The following is a 16,435-nucleotide window of genomic DNA, read 5'->3' as shown; positions in this document are numbered from 1 at the left end:
CCTCTCTCGCCGGACACCGCTTCCGCGACAGCGCCGGAGCACTGGCAGACGGATATGTCGCGACTGCGTTCCGCAAGAGTTTGAAACTCTTCGACTCGTGAGGAACCGAACATGGACTCTCTAGCTACCGAAACCGTCGATATCGGCGGGGCACAAAACATCGACGAAGTGATGCAGAAGGTCGCCGAGCACAAGGGCTGCGGCACCTCGGGCGGCAGCGGCAAGGCGAGCTGCGGCACGGGGGCCGGCGAGAATGATCTACCGCAGGAAATCTGGGACAAGGTCAAGAACCATCCTTGCTACAGCGAGGAGGCGCATCACCACTACGCCCGCATGCATGTCGCCGTGGCGCCGGCTTGCAATATTCAGTGCAACTACTGCAACCGCAAATATGATTGCGCCAACGAGTCGCGTCCCGGCGTCGTCTCCGAGAAGCTGACGCCCGAGCAGGCCTCCAAGAAGGTTCTCGCCGTCGCGTCGACGATCCCGCAGATGACCGTGCTCGGCATCGCCGGCCCGGGCGACCCGCTCGCCAATCCGGAGAAGACCTTCAAGACCTTCGAGCTGATCGCGAAGACGGCTCCGGACATCAAGCTGTGCCTGTCGACCAATGGCCTCGCTCTGCCCCAGCATGTCGACACGATCGCCAAGTTCAATGTCGATCATGTCACGATCACCATCAATATGGTGGATCCGGACATCGGCGCGCAGATCTATCCGTGGATCTTCTGGAACCGCAAGCGCATCTTCGGCCGCGAGGCCGCCGAGATCCTGACGGAGCACCAGATGCGCGGCCTCGAGATGCTGACCGAGCGCGGCATTCTCTGCAAGGTCAACTCGGTGATGATCCCGGGCATCAACGACAAGCACCTCGTCGAGGTGAACAAGGCGGTGAAGTCGCGCGGCGCGTTCCTGCACAACATCATGCCGCTCATCTCCTCGCCCGAGCACGGCACCGTGTTCGGCCTCAACGGACAGCGCGGCCCGACGGCTCAAGAGCTGAAGGCGCTGCAGGACTCCTGCGAAGGCGAGATGAACATGATGCGCCATTGCCGCCAGTGCCGCGCCGACGCGGTCGGGCTGCTGGGCGAGGATCGTTCCGCCGAGTTCACCACCGACAAGATCATGGCAATGGAAGTCACCTATGACCTCGAGTCGCGCCAGGCCTATCAGGCGCAGGTCGAGATCGAGCGCCAGAAGGTGGCGGCGGCCAAGAACGCCGAGCTCAACACGCTGGCCGGCGAAGGCAATGAGGACATCAAGATCCTGATCGCCGTCGCGACGAAGGGCTCGGGGCGCGTCAACGAGCACTTCGGCCATGCGAAGGAGTTCCAGATCTACGAGCTCTCCACCAAGGGCGCGAAGTTCATCGGCCATCGCCGCGTCGACCTCTATTGCCAGGGCGGCTATGGCGAGGAGGACAGCCTCGAGACGATCATCCGCGCGATCAATGATTGCACGGCCGTGTTCGTCGCCAAGATCGGCGGCTGCCCGAAGAACGATCTGGTCAAGGCCGGCATCGATCCGGTCGACGAGTTCGCCTTCGAGTTCATCGAGCAGTCGGCGATCACCTACTTCAAGCGCTATCTCGACAAGGTGAACAGCGGCGAGATCGTGCATGCGGAGCGCGGCGACGCGACGCTTCGTCAGGGCGCCTTCATCACGGCCTGACGCAAAATCATCGGCGTCCGCCGAACGCGAGGCAAAAGCTTCGGCGCTCGGCGGACGCGCGAATATTCGACGCATCGGACTCTCCGACGTCCTGATGCCGACCACAGCTCGATGGAGGAGCAGGCAGATGACCTATAAGATCGTTGCTTCGCAGTGCACGTCCTGCTCGGCGTGCGAGGCGGAGTGCCCTAATGTGGCGATCTCCGAGAAGAACGGAACCTTCGTCATCAATCCGAAGAAGTGCACCGAGTGCATCGGCTATTTCGATGTGCCGCAATGCGTCGCGGTGTGCCCGGTCGACGACACCTGCGTCATCGACACGTCGCTTCCGCGTTATCAGGCTGCCGGGGGCGCGGCATGAATATCCAGTTCACTCCCGCCGCGGAAAAATTCATCCGTCGTCTCGTCATGTTCGACGGCGGCCCGGGCTATGGGCTGAGCCTGATGGTCTCCCCGGGCGGGTGCTCGGGCATGTCGGCCGAATTCTCGGTCCAGCCGGCGCCGCGCGAAGGCGAGCAGGCGTTCGACTTCCCGAGCTTCAAGCTGTTTCTGCCGGCGCAGAGCCGCTTGCTGCTCGACGGCGTCACGATCGACTTCAAGGAGACGGCGACCTCGACCGGCTTCTCCTTCATCGATCCCAAGGCGAAGGCCTGCGGCTGTTCCTCGTCGACGCAGACCGTCGTCGAGCTGCCGGATATCACTGTGGCGTGAGTGAATAGGAACGCTTCATGTTGACCGGAGATGGCGCCGTCGGCAATCAGGCATTCGACGCAGGAGCGGATGAAATCCTCTCCTCTCCCGTATTCGGGGCGGGGCTGCCTGCGGAAGCCGAGCGTCATCTCCGGGAAGCGGCGCTATCCTATCACTCGGGCGATGTCGCCGAACAGCATTTGTTCGAGGCGCGGCGCATCGCGCCGACTCATGTGGCGGTGCTGATCGCCCTCTATCGATTCTATTTCTACAAAAACCGGCTCGAGGATACGCTCGAGATCGCCCGCACGTGCCTCACGCGGGCGGCGATCGACAATTCGCTGCCGCTCGACTGGCGCGAGGTGCGCCGAGGAGACGCCGCATTCGATTCCTACGACGCCGTGCTGCCGCGCTTCTTCATGTTCGTGCTGAAGGGCTACGCCTATCTGCAGCTTCGGCTCGGCGAATATGAGGAAGGCCGCGAGGCGGCCAACAAGCTTCTGGAGCTCGATCCGACCGACAAGGTCGGGGCCACCCTGCTCATCTCTGTTCTCGACGGAATGGAGGCCGAGGATGTCGACTGACGAGATCGACGAGGCGATCGACTGGCTCGGCGCGCCGGTCCGGTGTGAGAGCTGTCCGCATCAAGAGCTTCTCGGGCAGGAAAAGTGCAGGCCGCTGCGAGCGTGCCTGTTCGATCGCTATGCGCGCCGCATCGACCGCTTCTTCGACTGGAATCCCGAGATCGCCCGCGACTATCTCCAGCATCCCTATTTCGAAGTGCGCGCCTGCGCCGCGAAAGCCGCGGAAATTTTCCTGCTGCCGGCGATGCTGGACGATGCGGAGGAGGCGGTGCGGTGGAGCGCCGCGCGGCGCCTGCCGAACCGCTATCTGCTGAAGCTCCGCAATGATCCGCATCGCGAGGTGCGCATAAGGATCGCGCATCGGCTCGATCCGATCGATCTGCTGCCGATGATCGAGGATCGCGACTATTATGTGCGCCAGGTCGTGGCCCGCCGCATCGCGCCGGATCTGCTCGTGCTGATGATCGACGACGCCGATATCGAGGTGCGCCGCGTCGTGGCGCAGCGCATCGCCCCGCTGGCGCTGAAGCGGCTGACCGCCGATAGCGACGCCGAGGTCCGCTATGAGGCGGCGCAAAGGCTGGAGCCGGTCCAACTCGCCGATCTCGGCGACGATCCCGACTGGCGCGTGCGCTATGAAGTCGCTCGACGCGCGGACCCCAAGGCCGTCGCTCCGCTTCTCTCCGACGATGATCCGATCGTGCGCGAGACAGCGGCGGCGCGACTCGGCAAAACGCTCGGCAAGGCAACGGACATGGCTCGTCAGGGCTCGAACTTCGATCGCAACCCCTCTCATGTCGAGGAACGGATATGAGCAACATCAACCGTGACGACGGCTCCGTCGAGCTGAATGATCCGCCTGCCTTCAACTATGGCGAGAAGGTCAAGTCGAAGAAGATGGTGCGCAACGACGGCACCTTCGGCGGCAAGGACGTCGGCGAGATTCTCGTCAAGAAAGGCGAGATCGGCTATGTGACCAGCATCGGCACGTTTTTGCAGCAGTTCTATATCTATGGCGTCGAATTCGTCGAAACCGGCTATAAGGTCGGCATGCGCAAGAAAGAGCTCGAGCCGATCGAGGTCGTTGCCGAAGAGGCGCAGAAATGAGCGGACGCTATGATTGGGGCATGCGCGTGCGCGCGACCGTCGACCTGTTCAATGACGGCTCCCACCCTGGGCATGAGCCCCAGGCGCTGCTGGTGAAAGCCGGCGATCCTGGCGAAATCGTCCAGATCGGCGAGCATGTCGAAACCGACACGCCGATCTATATCGTTGAATTCGCTCAGAATTTGGTCGTCGGCTGCTTCGAGGAGGAGATCGAGCCGGCTTGAGCCGGAGGCCCCCTGTCGCGCCGGCGGTATGAACATTGCTTTTAGATGCTCGTCAATTCAAGCAGCGAGGCGCGACGTGAAAGTCATGATCCGTAGAGGCTCTGATGGGGTGCTTTCGGCCTATGTGCCGAAGAAGGATTTGGAGGAGCCGATCGTCGAACAGCAAAATGCCCAATTGTGGGGCGGCACGGTCACTCTCGCCAATGGCTGGGTTCTGCAGCTTCCGGAGATGGCCGCCGAAACGTCGCTGCCGATCACCGTCGAGGCGAAACGACTGAGCGGAGATTGATCATGGGCATCGCGCCGGAGCTATTCGACGCAATCGACGCGACGCTCGCGACCGCGGCGGCCGACCCGGCGGCCGTCGCGGCCCTGCGCAAGATTGCGCCTGGCGTCCATGCGATACGCTGCGACAAGACCGACATTCAGGACGAAACGCCCTATCGCAGCTATGAGAACTGCGATCTGTTCCTGATCGATGGACGCGATCATTGCGTCAAGATCACCTCCGACCCGACGGTCGCGACGGGTCTCGTGGTGGCCCCGAAAAGGTGAGCGAATGCAAACGACCCATCTGCCGATGAACGATCCGGACCTCGCCCAGAGCGATCTGGACCTGGTCATCGAGACGCTCACCTCGCCCCGCCTCTCGGCGGGGCCGATGGTCGAGCAATTCGAGGCGGAATTCGCCAAATATCTCGGCCGCAAGCATGCGATCGCGGTGTCGAGCGGAACGATCGGCCTGCTGCTGATCCTGCGCGCCTATGGAATCGGGCCGGGCGACGAGGTTGTCGCCTCGGCGCATTCATTCCGCGAAACCGTCCATGCGATCGCTCTGGCCGGCGCCCGGCCGGTGTTCGCCGACATCGATTATTGGGCGGGGACGCTCGAGCCGGACAAGGCCGAAAAAGTCGTCACCGAACGGACGAAGGCGATCGTCGCCGGCAACACCAACGGACATCCCGCCGCCTGGGACGGGTTTCGCCAATTGGCAGAGTCGAAGAAGGTCGCGCTGATCGAGGACTCGACGGAGGCGATCGGCTCGATCTACAAGGGCAGGCTCGTCGGCACATTCGGCGATTGCGCCGTCTTCGACTTCTCGCAACCGAGCGTGCTCGCCTGCGGCGAAGGCGGCATGATCGTCACCGACGATGACGAAAAGGCCTCGATCATCCGCAATCTGCGCAGCCGCCGCGTGCAGGAGCGATCCTCCGTCGTGCTCGGGGCCTATCCGCCCCTGCAGGCGGCGATGAGCGACATCACAGCGGCGCTGGGCCTCGCTCAGTTCCGGCGCCTCGAGCTGCTGCTGGCGCGGCGGACGCGCGTCGAGCGCTGGTACTATCAATATGTGAAATCCTTCGAGGGCATCAAGGACCCCTATATCGCGCCCGATGTGGAAGAGGTGCATTGGTTCCTTTATGTGGTGCATCTCGGAACGCGATTCTCGCGCTCCAGCCGCGACTCCATCATCGAGGATCTGCACACGGAAAAAATCGACGCCGCGGCCTATTCGCATCCGCTGCATCTGCAGCGCTATTATTTCGATCTCGGCTATCGCCGCGGCAATTTCTTCGTGACCGAAAAAGTCGCCGATCGCGCGGTGGCGCTGCCGTTTCATGCGCATCTGACGGAAAACCAAATTGCCTTCATTGTCGGCACGATGAAGGATGCGTCCATCAATATCGGCGCCGGCGCCGCGATCTATCTTTAAATCCACGCCGACAGCGTCCCTTTCGAACCAATGCCATTGTCGAGAAACCGACGCGCTGCGACAACAGCGCGTCGGTCGCGCCTCGTCGACGCCCCGATACGCGCCGCAAGTCGGGAAGCAGCCCAAATCCAACACATTTCGCTCGAGCGGCGGCGGCCCGAACCGTCAATTTAGAGTGGTTCGAAACTTGCTCATCCATTGTTGTGAGGACCATGGCATTGGCAAGGAGGACGAGCGACATGCCGGTACTGACTATTCTGCCGTCAGGCAAAACCATCGAGGCCGAGCAGGGCAGCAGACTTCTGGACGCGATCATCGCCGCCGGAGAAAGCATTCCGAGCAAATGCGGCGGCGAGGCGAAGTGCGGAACCTGCCACCTCTTCGTCCAGGAGGGCAGGAAAAGCCTGTCCAAGACGACGCGCGCGGAAAACGAGCGGCTCGACTCCATCGTCGGCGTCGGCTCGAAGTCGCGCCTCGCCTGCCAAGCCAATTTCGGAACCGAAAATGTGACGGTCGAGCTGCTCGGCTTCGACTCGGGTCGCTGAAACTGGACGGAGGATCACCATGAGCGAGAAGTCTGTCGTCATTCACGTGCGCTTCTATTCCGACGGTTCCGTGTCGGAAATCGGGGAGCGGCCCGTCAGCCTGTCCGGCCAGCAATGGTTCGACAAGCTGAGCAACACCTATGCGAGCGACTACATGGCGCTCACCGGCGGACGTGGCGCCTTCAAGCTGACGCCGGAAGAGCTCGACTCGGTGAAAGCCGGCGCGCTGCAATAATCAATGAACCGGGTTCGGCGAGAGGAGACTGACAAGTGCTGAGCGCAATCGAAACGGGCCTCGGGCGCGGCCTCGTGATTCCCTATCTCGGACCCGGCGTTCTGGCGCTGGCGCGTGAAGGGGCTTCCGTGCCTGCGTCGCCCGAGGAGTTGGTCGGGCATCTGACCACATTGGCCACGGTGCCGCACAAGATTCGCAACAATCTCACCGCAGCCGCGCAGTATATCGAGAATTTCAAGCATCGGAAGACGATCGTCGCGGCGATGGCGAAGGCTTACGCGCATCCCACCGAGCCGAGCGGGCTCCATCGATGGCTGGCGGCGCGTCCGCAGCTGCCGCTGCTCGTTCACGCCTGGTACGACGATCTGCCGCAAAAGGCGCTCGCCGTTCGCGGCAATTGGGGGCAGGCGCAAGGCGTGTCGCAAGCCGAACATTTCGGCTATTGGGTCGACTACTTCCGTCCCGATGGGTCGATGGTGACGAAGAAGGCGTTCGTCCAAGACGGCTCCGGCGCCAAGGCGCCGGCCGAGGCGCCGACTGAAACCCTCGCTTGGGACACGCTGCTCTATCAGCCGCTCGGCTCGGTGACGCCGGCGGCCAATTACATCATTTCCGACTCCGATTATGTCGAGGTTCTGACGGAGATCGACATTCAGACGCCGATCCCGGAAGTGGTGCAATCGCTGCGCAAGGGCCGCAATTTTCTGTTCCTCGGCTGCCGTTTCGCCACGCAGCTCGAGCGCAATTTCGCCCGTCAGATCATGAAGCGCTCCAGCGACGTCCATTGGGCGGTGATCGACGGAGCCCTGACCAAGAACGAAGCGAAATTCCTGAAGGAGCAGAATATCGAACGGATCGACATGCCTTTGGCGGAATTTGTCTCGCAGCTGACCGACGGCGCGGCGAGCGTCAAGACGGCCGAAGCCGCCGCGTGATCAGGCGCGCCGCGGCGATGAACGGCATCGACGACAAGGAACCGAAATGCTCGAAGACCTTCCGGTAGTGTTCAAATATCATGTGTTCACCTGCTTCCAGCAGCGCCCGCCCGGACATCCGCGCGGCAGCTGCACGACCTCCGGCGCCAAGCCGCTGTGGGATCGGCTGCAGGCCAAGCTCGGCGCCCAGCCGCTGCCCGATGTCTCGATGACCGCGACCGGCTGCCTCGGCTTCTGCCGCGCCGGCCCGCTGATGGTCGTCTATCCGCAAGGCGTCTGGTATGCGCCGCGCACGCCGGAAGACATTGACGAGATCGTCCAATCGCATTTCATCGAGGGCAATCCGGTCGAACGATTGATCATCGTGCCGCAGCTCTGACCCGATCGCCGCAGAGAACGCCGACGCCCGCGCCTGTCGCGCGGGCGTCGTTCGTTTCGGCCCATGAATTGCGGCAGAGCTTTCGGCAGCGGCACAGCAAAAAGCCCGATGTCTCCGCGAGCCGCTCACGAGACATCGGGCTTTGTGATGCGAAAGCCGGACGATCGTCAGCCGAGCACGTTGAGCGGGATGGCGACGCCCTGACGGCGCCCGAGCAGGACGTCCACCTTCTGACGCACGAACTCGACGGTGAGCGGCTTGACGAAATAGCCATGCGCGCCGGCCGCCTGCGCTTCCTTGCCGAAGCCGTTCTGCAGCGAATCCACCACGACCAGGGTCTTTGTGCCGGGAATGCGCTGCGGAATCTCGGCGAGCACGGACAGGCCCGCGCCCTTGACGACGTTCTCCGACAGGATGACGAGGTCCGGCTTCATCGACTCCGCTTTGGCGAAGGCTTCCGCGAGGCTTGCGACTTCATGCGTTTCGTATTCGTCATGCAGCATGAATTGCAGGGCCGCGCGAATGATCTCGTCGTCGTCGACGACGAAGATTCGTTTGTTCTCGACCGCGCGGGACGTTTCGACGCCGATCTGCATGTCGTCTTCTCCGGGTTTGCGTGTCCGAAACGAAGCAATCGGTATGCCGGCGCGATCGGGAACGGACAACGCCGTCCGATTTGCGTCGCGAAACGCCGAGACACATACGAGGAGGGGACCTTCGTCCGATTCCGCGCATGACTGTCGGCTTTGACACACCTGCCCACTGACGCCCCGCGAAAACTTTCAATCATTGTATTTTCAAATACTTATTGTGATGCGTCCGACCTGGCACGACGCTTGCGACGGTAGGCCCGCAAGGCGAGTGGCTGCGGAATTGGGCGGCCCCGATCCCAAGGGGGCGATCCGCAACCGGCGCCGGGCTCGGTCGGTAACGACGACTTCGGCTTCGTGCGCCGCGCGCGCCGATCGCAAAGAAACGGTATCTTAAGGAGACAGAAATGTCAGAACTTCGACAGATCGCGTTCTACGGCAAGGGCGGTATTGGCAAGTCCACGACTTCCCAGAACACCCTGGCCGCTCTCGCGCAGACCGGCAAGAAGATCCTCATCGTCGGCTGCGACCCCAAGGCCGACTCGACCCGTCTGATCCTGCACGCCAAGGCCCAGGACACCATCCTGTCGCTCGCGGCCGAGGCCGGCTCGGTCGAGGACCTCGAGATCGAAGACGTGATGAAGATCGGCTTCGAGGACATTCGTTGCGTCGAGTCCGGTGGTCCGGAGCCGGGCGTCGGCTGCGCCGGCCGCGGCGTCATCACCTCGATCAACTTCCTCGAGGAGCAGGGCGCTTATGACGGCGTCGATTACGTCTCCTATGACGTGCTCGGCGACGTGGTCTGCGGCGGCTTCGCGATGCCGATCCGTGAGAACAAGGCGCAGGAGATCTACATCGTCATGTCCGGCGAGATGATGGCCATGTATGCGGCCAACAACATCTCCAAGGGCATTCTGAAGTATGCCAACTCCGGCGGCGTGCGCCTGGGCGGGCTGGTCTGCAACGAGCGCCAGACCGACAAGGAGTACGAGCTGGCCGAGTCTCTCGCCAAGAAGCTCGGCACCCAGCTGATCTACTTCGTGCCGCGCGACAATATCGTTCAGCACGCCGAGCTGCGCCGCATGACGGTCGTCGAGTACGCTCCCGACTCCACGCAGGCCGGCCACTACCGCAATCTCGCGAACAAGGTCCATGCGAACAAGGGCAACGGAATCATCCCGACCCCGATCACCATGGACGAGCTCGAAGACCTCCTCATGGAGCACGGCATCATGAAGGCGGTCGACGAGTCGCAGGTCGGCAAGACCGCCGCGGATCTTGCCGCGATCGCGTAATCCGTTTGAAAGCACGCGACCCGGCCTCACACGGGGCCGGGTCGATCTTTCAGACACGATCCATTGAGAAGGGGTGGCGAAATGAGCCTTGCTCAACCCGAATCCATCGAGGACATCAAGGCGCGCAATAAAGCGCTGATCAAGGAAGTCCTCGAAGTTTATCCCGAAAAGACCGCCAAGCGCCGCGCGAAGCACCTCAACACGTTCGAGGACGGTAAGCCGGACTGCGGCGTCAAGTCCAACATCAAGTCGATCCCCGGCGTGATGACGATCCGTGGCTGCGCGTACGCCGGTTCGAAGGGCGTGGTGTGGGGTCCGATCAAGGACATGATCCACATCAGCCATGGCCCGGTCGGGTGCGGCCAGTATTCCTGGGCGTCGCGCCGCAACTACTACATCGGCACGACCGGGATCGACACCTTCGTGACGATGCAGTTCACGTCGGACTTCCAGGAGAAGGACATCGTGTTCGGCGGCGACAAGAAGCTCGCCAAGCTGATCGACGAGATCCAGGAGCTGTTCCCGCTGAACAAGGGCATCTCCGTCCAGTCCGAGTGCCCGATCGGCCTCATCGGCGACGACATCGAGGCTGTCTCCAAGGCCAAGACCAAGGAGTACAACGGCCACACGATCGTTCCGGTGCGCTGCGAAGGCTTCCGCGGCGTGTCGCAGTCGCTCGGCCACCATCTGGCCAATGACGCGATCCGCGACTGGGTGTTCGACAAGATGGAAGGCAAGCCGGCTCTGTTCGAGGCGACGCCTTACGATGTCGCGATCATCGGCGATTACAACATCGGCGGCGACGCGTGGTCTTCGCGCATTCTGCTCGAAGAGATGGGTCTGCGCGTGGTTGCGCAGTGGTCGGGCGACGGCACGATCGCCGAGCTCGAGGCGACGCCTCGCGCCAAGCTCAACGTGCTGCACTGCTACCGCTCGATGAACTACATCTCCCGTCACATGGAAGAGAAGTACGGGGTTCCGTGGGTCGAGTACAACTTCTTCGGACCGTCCAAGATCGAGGAGTCGCTGCGTAAGATCGCCAGCCATTTCGACGACAAGATCAAGGAAGGCGCCGAGCGCGTCATCGCCAAATATCGTCCGCTGATGGACGCGGTGATCGCGAAATACCGTCCGCGCCTCGAAGGCAAGAAGGTCATGCTGTTCGTCGGCGGTCTCCGCCCGCGTCACGTGATCGGCGCCTATGAGGACCTCGGCATGGAGATCGTCGGCACCGGCTATGAGTTCGGCCACAACGACGATTATCAGCGCACGACCCACTATGTGAAGGACGGCACGCTGATCTATGACGACGTGACCGGCTACGAGTTCGAGAAGTTCGTCGAGAAGATCCAGCCGGATCTGGTCGGCTCGGGCATCAAGGAGAAGTACGTCTTCCAGAAGATGGGCGTGCCCTTCCGTCAGATGCACAGCTGGGACTACTCGGGTCCGTATCACGGCTATGACGGCTTCGCGATCTTTGCTCGCGACATGGACATGGCGATCAATTCGCCGGTCTGGAAATTCGCCAAGGCGCCCTGGGCGGCTTGATCGACTGAGAGTCAAACGCTCTCTGTGCGAACGGGGTTCGCCCCGTTCGCATTCGGGAGGGCCGATGTCGGATCGCCGACTTTGGTCTTCGAGAGCGGGCGCTCGCGGACAACGAGGGGAACCGACATGCCACAGAATGCAGAAAATGTTCTCGACCATTTCAATCTATTCCGTCAGCCGGAATACATCGAGCTGTTCGAGAGAAAGAAGAAAGAGTTCGAGAATCATGTCGCCGACTCCGAGGTCGAGCGCGTGAAGGATTGGGCCAAGACCAAGGAATATCAGGAAAAGAACTTCGCTCGTGAAGCTCTGACGGTCAATCCCGCCAAGGCCTGCCAGCCGCTCGGCGCGGTGTTCGCCTCGCTCGGCTTCGAGAGCACGATTCCCTTCGTGCATGGCTCGCAGGGCTGCGTGGCCTATTATCGTTCGCATTTCTCGCGTCACTTCAAGGAGCCGACGTCCTGCGTCTCCTCCTCGATGACCGAGGACGCGGCGGTGTTCGGCGGCCTCAACAATATGATCGACGGCCTCGCCAACACCTACAATATGTATAAGCCGAAGATGATCTCCGTCTCCACCACCTGCATGGCGGAAGTCATCGGCGACGATCTCAACGCCTTCATCAAGACGTCGAAGGACAAGGGCTCCGTTCCGATGGAGTACGACGTTCCCTTCGCTCACACGCCCGCCTTCGTCGGCAGCCACGTCACCGGCTACGACAATGTGATGAAGGGCATCGTCGACCACTTCTGGAACGGCAAGGCCGGCACCGCGCCGAAGCTCGAGCGCGTTCCGAATGAGAAGATCAACTTCATCGGCGGCTTCGACGGCTATGTGGTCGGCAATATCCGTGAAGTGAAGCGCATGTTCGACTCGATGGGCGTCGAATACACGATCCTCGGCGATCCGAGCGACGTGTGGGATACGCCGACCGACGGCGAGTTCCGCATGTATGACGGCGGCACGACGCTCGAGGACGCGGCCAACGCCATTCACGCCAAGGCGACCTTCTCGATGCAGCACTTCTCCACCGAGAAGACGCTGCCGCTCATCGCCGCCAGCGGCCAGGACACTTATTCGTTCCATCATCCGATCGGCGTTCGCGGCACCGACGAGTTCCTGATGAAGGTCTCGGAAGTCACCGGCAAGCCGATCTCCAAGGAGCTGACCAAGGAGCGCGGTCGCCTCGTCGACGCCATCGCCGACTCGTCCGCGCACCTGCACGGCAAGCGTTATGCGATCTACGGCGATCCGGATCTCTGCTACGGCCTCGCCGCCTTCCTGCTCGAGCTCGGCGCCGAGCCGGTCACGGTGCTGGCCTCCAACGGCGGCAAGCTGTGGGAAGAGAAGATGAACGAGCTGTTCGCCTCCTCGCCCTTCGGCAAGAACTGCAAGTGCTATCCCGGCAAGGATCTGTGGCACATGCGTTCGCTGCTGTTCACGGAGCCGGTCGACTTCCTGATCGGCAACACCTACGGCAAATATCTCGAGCGTGACACCGGCACCCCGCTGCTGCGCATCGGCTTCCCGATCTTCGATCGTCACCACTATCACCGCTATCCGGTGTGGGGCTATCAGGGCGGCCTGAATGTTCTGGTGTGGCTGCTCGACAAGGTGTTCGAGGAGACCGATCGCAACACGATCGTCCCCGCCAAGTCGGACTACAGCTTCGACATCATTCGCTGATCGCCAAAGCGTCCGCCGGGCCGGCCTTGCGTCATCGGCCCGGCGGAACAAAACAACAAGATCAAATTGAACGCTCGGGTCGATCGCCGCGCCGGCGCCATATCGCGCAAGTGTGGGAGGCGATGGCCGTCGCAGGAGGTGCGAAATGAGCTCTGTCGCCGCCAAAATTCAAGACGTCTTCAACGAGCCCGGTTGCGATAAGAACAAGGGCAAATCCGAAAAAGAGCGAAAAAAGGGCTGCACGAAGCAATTGGCGCCCGGCGCGGCCGCCGGCGGATGCGCCTTCGATGGGGCCAAGATCGCGCTGCAGCCGATCACCGACGTCGCTCATCTCGTTCACGGCCCGATCGCCTGCGAGGGAAATTCCTGGGACAATCGCGGCGCCAAGACGTCGGGCTCCAGCCTCTACCGCACCGGCTTCACCACCGATATTTCCGAGACGGATGTCGTGTTCGGCGGCGAGAAGCGGCTGTACAAGTCGATCAAGGAAATCATCGACAAATATAATCCTCCGGCCGTATTCGTCTATCAGACCTGCGTGCCGGCCATGATCGGCGACGACATCGACGCTGTGTGCAAGGCTGCCAGCAAGAAATTCGACAAGCCGGTCATTCCGATCAATTCGCCCGGCTTCGTCGGTCCCAAGAACCTCGGCAACAAGCTCGCCGGCGAGGCGATCCTCGATCACGTGATCGGCACGGAAGAGCCCGAATATACGACGCCCTACGACATCAACATCATCGGCGAATATAATCTGGCCGGCGAATTGTGGCAGGTGAAGCCGCTGCTCGACGAGCTCGGCATTCGCATTCTCTCCTGCATCTCCGGCGATGCGAAATACAAGGAAGTCGCCTATTCCCATCGCGCCAAGGCGTCGATGATGGTGTGCTCCAAGGCGATGATCAATGTCGCCCGCAAGATGGAGGAGCGCTACGACATTCCCTTCTTCGAAGGGTCGTTCTACGGCATCGGCGACATGAGCGACTCGCTTCGCGAGATCGCGCGTCTGCTGATCGAGCGGGGCGCGCCGGAGGAGCTGAAGGATCGCACCGAGGCGCTGATCGCGCGCGAAGAGGCCCGCGCTTGGGCGCGGATCGCCCCCTATAAGGAGCGGCTGACGGGCAAAAAAGTGCTGCTGATCACCGGCGGCGTGAAATCCTGGTCGGTGGTCGCCGCGCTGCAGGAAGCCGGCATGGAGCTCGTGGGCACCAGCGTCAAGAAGTCGACCAAGGAGGACAAGGAGCGCATCAAGGAGCTGATGGGCCAGGACGCGCATATGATCGACGACATGACGCCGCGCGAAATGTTCAAGATGCTGCGCGACGCGCAGGCGGACATCATGCTCTCGGGCGGCCGGTCGCAGTTCATCGCGCTCAAGGCGAAGATGCCCTGGCTCGACATCAACCAGGAACGCCATCACGCTTATGCGGGCTATGAGGGGATGGTCGAGCTCGTGCACGAAATCGACAAGGCGCTGTCCAATCCCGTGTGGGAACAGGTGCGGCGTCCGCCGCCATGGCAGGAAAAGACCTGGGAAGAACGCGCCAATGAGGCGATCGCCGCCGAAGCGGCGGCCCTTGCCGCCGACCCCGTGAAGGCGGAGGCCGCGCGTCGTGAAAAGCGTGTCTGCAAATGCCATAATGTCAATGTCGGCCAGATCGAGGACGCTATTCGCGACAGCAAGCCGACGAGCGTCGACGCGATCGGCGAGGCCACCCATGCCGGAACCGGCTGTGGCGGTTGCCGCGACACGCTCGAGACGATGCTCGAAGCCGCGAATGCGAGTGGCGCGGTTCCTGCTTCACTGGCGGCGTGAGGCAGCGTCATGGCGAGAGTTGAAACCACCAAAAAGGCTTGCGCGGTCAATCCGCTCAAGATGAGCCAGCCGATCGGCGGCGCGCTCGCCTTCATGGGCGTGCAGGGCTGCATGCCGCTGCTGCACGGCTCGCAGGGTTGCACATCTTTTGGGCTGGTGCTGTTCGTTCGCCACTTCAAAGAGGCAATCCCGTTGCAGACGACGGCGATGAGCGAAGTGGCGACTGTGCTCGGCGGCCTGGAGAATGTCGAAGAGGCGATCGTCAACATCGCCAAGCGCGCCAAGCCCGAGGTGATCGGCATCTGCTCTACGGGCGTGACCGAAACCAAAGGCGATGACGTCGACGGCTATATTCAGCTGATCCGGCAGCGTCATCCCGAACTCGATCACATGGGCATCGTCTATGTGTCGACGCCGGACTTCAAGGACGCCTTCCAGGACGGTTGGGAAAAAACTGTCGCCAAGCTGATCGAGGCGTTCGTGCCGAAGAGCGAGGCTGCGGCGCCGCGGGCGCCGCAGCGGGTCAATGTGCTGCCGGGATGTCACCTGACGCCCGGCGACATCGACGAGCTGCGCGACATTATCGAAGCCTTCGGGCTAGAGCCGGCGTTCCTGCCCGATCTCTCGGGCTCGCTGGACGGGCATCTGCCGGAGGATTTCACGCCGACGACGCTCGGCGGCACATCGCGCGAGACAATGGCCGCAATGGGTTCGGCGGCGTGGACGATCGCCGTCGGCGAGCAGATGCGCCTCGCGGCGACGACGCTGGAACAGCGAGCCGGCGTTCCCTTCGTTCTGTTCGACCGGCTCACCGGGCTCGCGCCCAATGACGAGCTGGTGGCGTTCCTCTCGCGCATCAGCGGCCGGCCCGTGCCGCTGAAGCTGAAGCGCCAGAGAGGCCAGCTGGTCGATGCGATGCTCGACGGCCACTTCCATTTCGGCGGCAAGAATGTCGCCGTCGGCGCGGAGCCCGATCTGCTCTATGCGATCGGCTCCTGGCTCACCGAAATGGGCGCGCATCTGCAAGCGGCCATCACGACGACGCAATCGCCTGTGCTCGAAAAGCTGGAGATCGAGGAGGTGTTGATCGGCGATCTCGAAGATCTGGAGATGCGGGCGAAAGGCGCCGATCTGCTGATGACGCATTCGCACGGCCGACAGGCTTCGGAACGGCTCGGCGTGCCGCTGTTCCGGCTCGGCCTGCCGAATTTCGATCGCCTGGGCGCCGGCCATGAGCTGACGGTCGGCTATCGGGGAACACGCAGTTTGATCTTCACTGTCGGCAATATGTTCATTGCGCAAGCGCATGAACCCGATCCCGACACGTGGCGTCGATCGGACGAGGACGTCCATCATTTCGGCGGCGAAGCCGAGCGCGAGCTCGTCCAGCTGACGCCGATGGCCTGACCAGCGAGGAGG

At 62.2% G+C, this 16,435-nt stretch carries 20 protein-coding genes; 19 read left to right on the top strand and 1 reads right to left on the bottom strand.

What is annotated here, in order from left to right; genetic code table 11:
• Positions 1-111 precede the first annotated feature (111 nt).
• The 14 genes from nifB (at position 112) to K3F48_RS02135 (ending at position 8,081) form a co-directional block, all read left to right on the top strand.
• On the top strand, positions 112-1,671 hold the full coding sequence (gene nifB, locus K3F48_RS02200) for a nitrogenase cofactor biosynthesis protein NifB (protein ID WP_222573773.1): 1,560 nt from the start codon (positions 112-114) through the stop codon (positions 1,669-1,671).
• A 127-nt stretch (positions 1,672-1,798) separates the two neighbouring features.
• The gene (locus K3F48_RS02195) at positions 1,799-2,032 is read left to right on the top strand and encodes a 4Fe-4S binding protein (protein WP_004448253.1); all 234 of its coding nucleotides are present in this window, start codon (positions 1,799-1,801) and stop codon (positions 2,030-2,032) included.
• Positions 2,029-2,382, top strand: coding sequence for an iron-sulfur cluster assembly accessory protein (locus K3F48_RS02190; RefSeq protein ID WP_222573772.1), 354 nt, complete (start codon positions 2,029-2,031; stop codon positions 2,380-2,382). The genes K3F48_RS02195 and K3F48_RS02190 overlap by 4 nt, the downstream gene beginning before the upstream one ends.
• Positions 2,383-2,399: 17 nt before the next feature.
• Positions 2,400-2,945, top strand: coding sequence for a hypothetical protein (locus K3F48_RS02185; RefSeq protein WP_222573771.1), 546 nt, complete (start codon positions 2,400-2,402; stop codon positions 2,943-2,945).
• The gene (locus K3F48_RS02180; RefSeq protein ID WP_222573770.1) at positions 2,935-3,759 is read left to right on the top strand and encodes a 4Fe4S-binding leucine-rich repeat protein; all 825 of its coding nucleotides are present in this window, start codon (positions 2,935-2,937) and stop codon (positions 3,757-3,759) included. The genes K3F48_RS02185 and K3F48_RS02180 overlap by 11 nt, the downstream gene beginning before the upstream one ends.
• The gene (locus K3F48_RS02175; protein ID WP_222573769.1) at positions 3,756-4,052 is read left to right on the top strand and encodes a nitrogen fixation protein NifZ; all 297 of its coding nucleotides are present in this window, start codon (positions 3,756-3,758) and stop codon (positions 4,050-4,052) included. The genes K3F48_RS02180 and K3F48_RS02175 overlap by 4 nt, the downstream gene beginning before the upstream one ends.
• Positions 4,049-4,276: a nitrogen fixation protein NifZ gene (locus tag K3F48_RS02170; protein ID WP_222573768.1), complete on the top strand. Its 228-nt coding sequence runs from the start codon at positions 4,049-4,051 to the stop codon at positions 4,274-4,276. Before K3F48_RS02175 ends, K3F48_RS02170 begins: the two co-directional genes overlap by 4 nt.
• A gap of 76 nt (positions 4,277-4,352) precedes the next feature.
• On the top strand, positions 4,353-4,565 hold the full coding sequence (nifT, locus tag K3F48_RS02165) for a putative nitrogen fixation protein NifT (protein WP_222573767.1): 213 nt from the start codon (positions 4,353-4,355) through the stop codon (positions 4,563-4,565).
• A 2-nt stretch (positions 4,566-4,567) separates the two neighbouring features.
• Positions 4,568-4,831, top strand: a complete 264-nt coding sequence (locus K3F48_RS02160; protein ID WP_222573766.1) for a hypothetical protein — start codon at positions 4,568-4,570, stop codon at positions 4,829-4,831.
• Between the two features lie 4 nt (positions 4,832-4,835).
• Positions 4,836-5,987: a DegT/DnrJ/EryC1/StrS aminotransferase family protein gene (locus tag K3F48_RS02155; RefSeq protein ID WP_222573765.1), complete on the top strand. Its 1,152-nt coding sequence runs from the start codon at positions 4,836-4,838 to the stop codon at positions 5,985-5,987.
• 239 nt (positions 5,988-6,226) lie between these two features.
• Complete coding sequence (locus K3F48_RS02150) at positions 6,227-6,532, top strand: 2Fe-2S iron-sulfur cluster-binding protein (RefSeq protein WP_222573764.1); 306 nt, start codon at positions 6,227-6,229, stop codon at positions 6,530-6,532.
• A gap of 19 nt (positions 6,533-6,551) precedes the next feature.
• Positions 6,552-6,767 carry a hypothetical protein gene (locus K3F48_RS02145; protein WP_222573763.1) on the top strand — a complete coding sequence of 72 codons (216 nt, stop codon included), beginning with the start codon at positions 6,552-6,554 and terminating at the stop codon, positions 6,765-6,767.
• A gap of 35 nt (positions 6,768-6,802) precedes the next feature.
• Positions 6,803-7,702: an SIR2 family protein gene (locus tag K3F48_RS02140; protein ID WP_222573762.1), complete on the top strand. Its 900-nt coding sequence runs from the start codon at positions 6,803-6,805 to the stop codon at positions 7,700-7,702.
• A 46-nt stretch (positions 7,703-7,748) separates the two neighbouring features.
• On the top strand, positions 7,749-8,081 hold the full coding sequence (locus K3F48_RS02135; RefSeq protein ID WP_222573761.1) for a ferredoxin: 333 nt from the start codon (positions 7,749-7,751) through the stop codon (positions 8,079-8,081).
• Positions 8,082-8,248: 167 nt separating this feature from the next.
• Here K3F48_RS02135 and K3F48_RS02130 read toward each other — a convergent pair whose 3' ends face one another.
• Positions 8,249-8,677 (bottom strand): response regulator, encoded by a 429-nt coding sequence (locus tag K3F48_RS02130; protein WP_222573760.1) that lies wholly within the window; start codon positions 8,675-8,677, stop codon positions 8,249-8,251.
• A 401-nt stretch (positions 8,678-9,078) separates the two neighbouring features.
• Here K3F48_RS02130 and nifH point away from each other — a divergent pair, with 401 nt between their 5' ends.
• The 5 genes from nifH to nifN all read left to right on the top strand — a co-directional run bounded on the left by nifH (position 9,079) and on the right by nifN (position 16,423).
• Positions 9,079-9,966, top strand: coding sequence for a nitrogenase iron protein (gene nifH, locus K3F48_RS02125; protein ID WP_109027624.1), 888 nt, complete (start codon positions 9,079-9,081; stop codon positions 9,964-9,966).
• Positions 9,967-10,047: 81 nt separating this feature from the next.
• Positions 10,048-11,514, top strand: a complete 1,467-nt coding sequence (gene nifD / locus K3F48_RS02120; protein ID WP_222573759.1) for a nitrogenase molybdenum-iron protein alpha chain — start codon at positions 10,048-10,050, stop codon at positions 11,512-11,514.
• Between the two features lie 126 nt (positions 11,515-11,640).
• Positions 11,641-13,200, top strand: a complete 1,560-nt coding sequence (nifK, locus tag K3F48_RS02115) for a nitrogenase molybdenum-iron protein subunit beta (RefSeq protein ID WP_222573758.1) — start codon at positions 11,641-11,643, stop codon at positions 13,198-13,200.
• A gap of 145 nt (positions 13,201-13,345) precedes the next feature.
• Positions 13,346-15,016, top strand: coding sequence for a nitrogenase iron-molybdenum cofactor biosynthesis protein NifE (gene nifE / locus K3F48_RS02110; RefSeq protein WP_222573757.1), 1,671 nt, complete (start codon positions 13,346-13,348; stop codon positions 15,014-15,016).
• Positions 15,017-15,025: 9 nt separating this feature from the next.
• Positions 15,026-16,423 (top strand): nitrogenase iron-molybdenum cofactor biosynthesis protein NifN, encoded by a 1,398-nt coding sequence (gene nifN, locus K3F48_RS02105; RefSeq protein WP_222573756.1) that lies wholly within the window; start codon positions 15,026-15,028, stop codon positions 16,421-16,423.
• Positions 16,424-16,435: the final 12 nt, after the last annotated feature.

This window comes from Methylosinus sp. Sm6 (genome assembly GCF_019802345.1).
Lineage (GTDB): Bacteria > Pseudomonadota > Alphaproteobacteria > Rhizobiales > Beijerinckiaceae > Methylosinus.
Note: the sequence above shows the minus strand (reverse complement) of the source record. Positions and strands in the feature narration are given on the sequence as shown.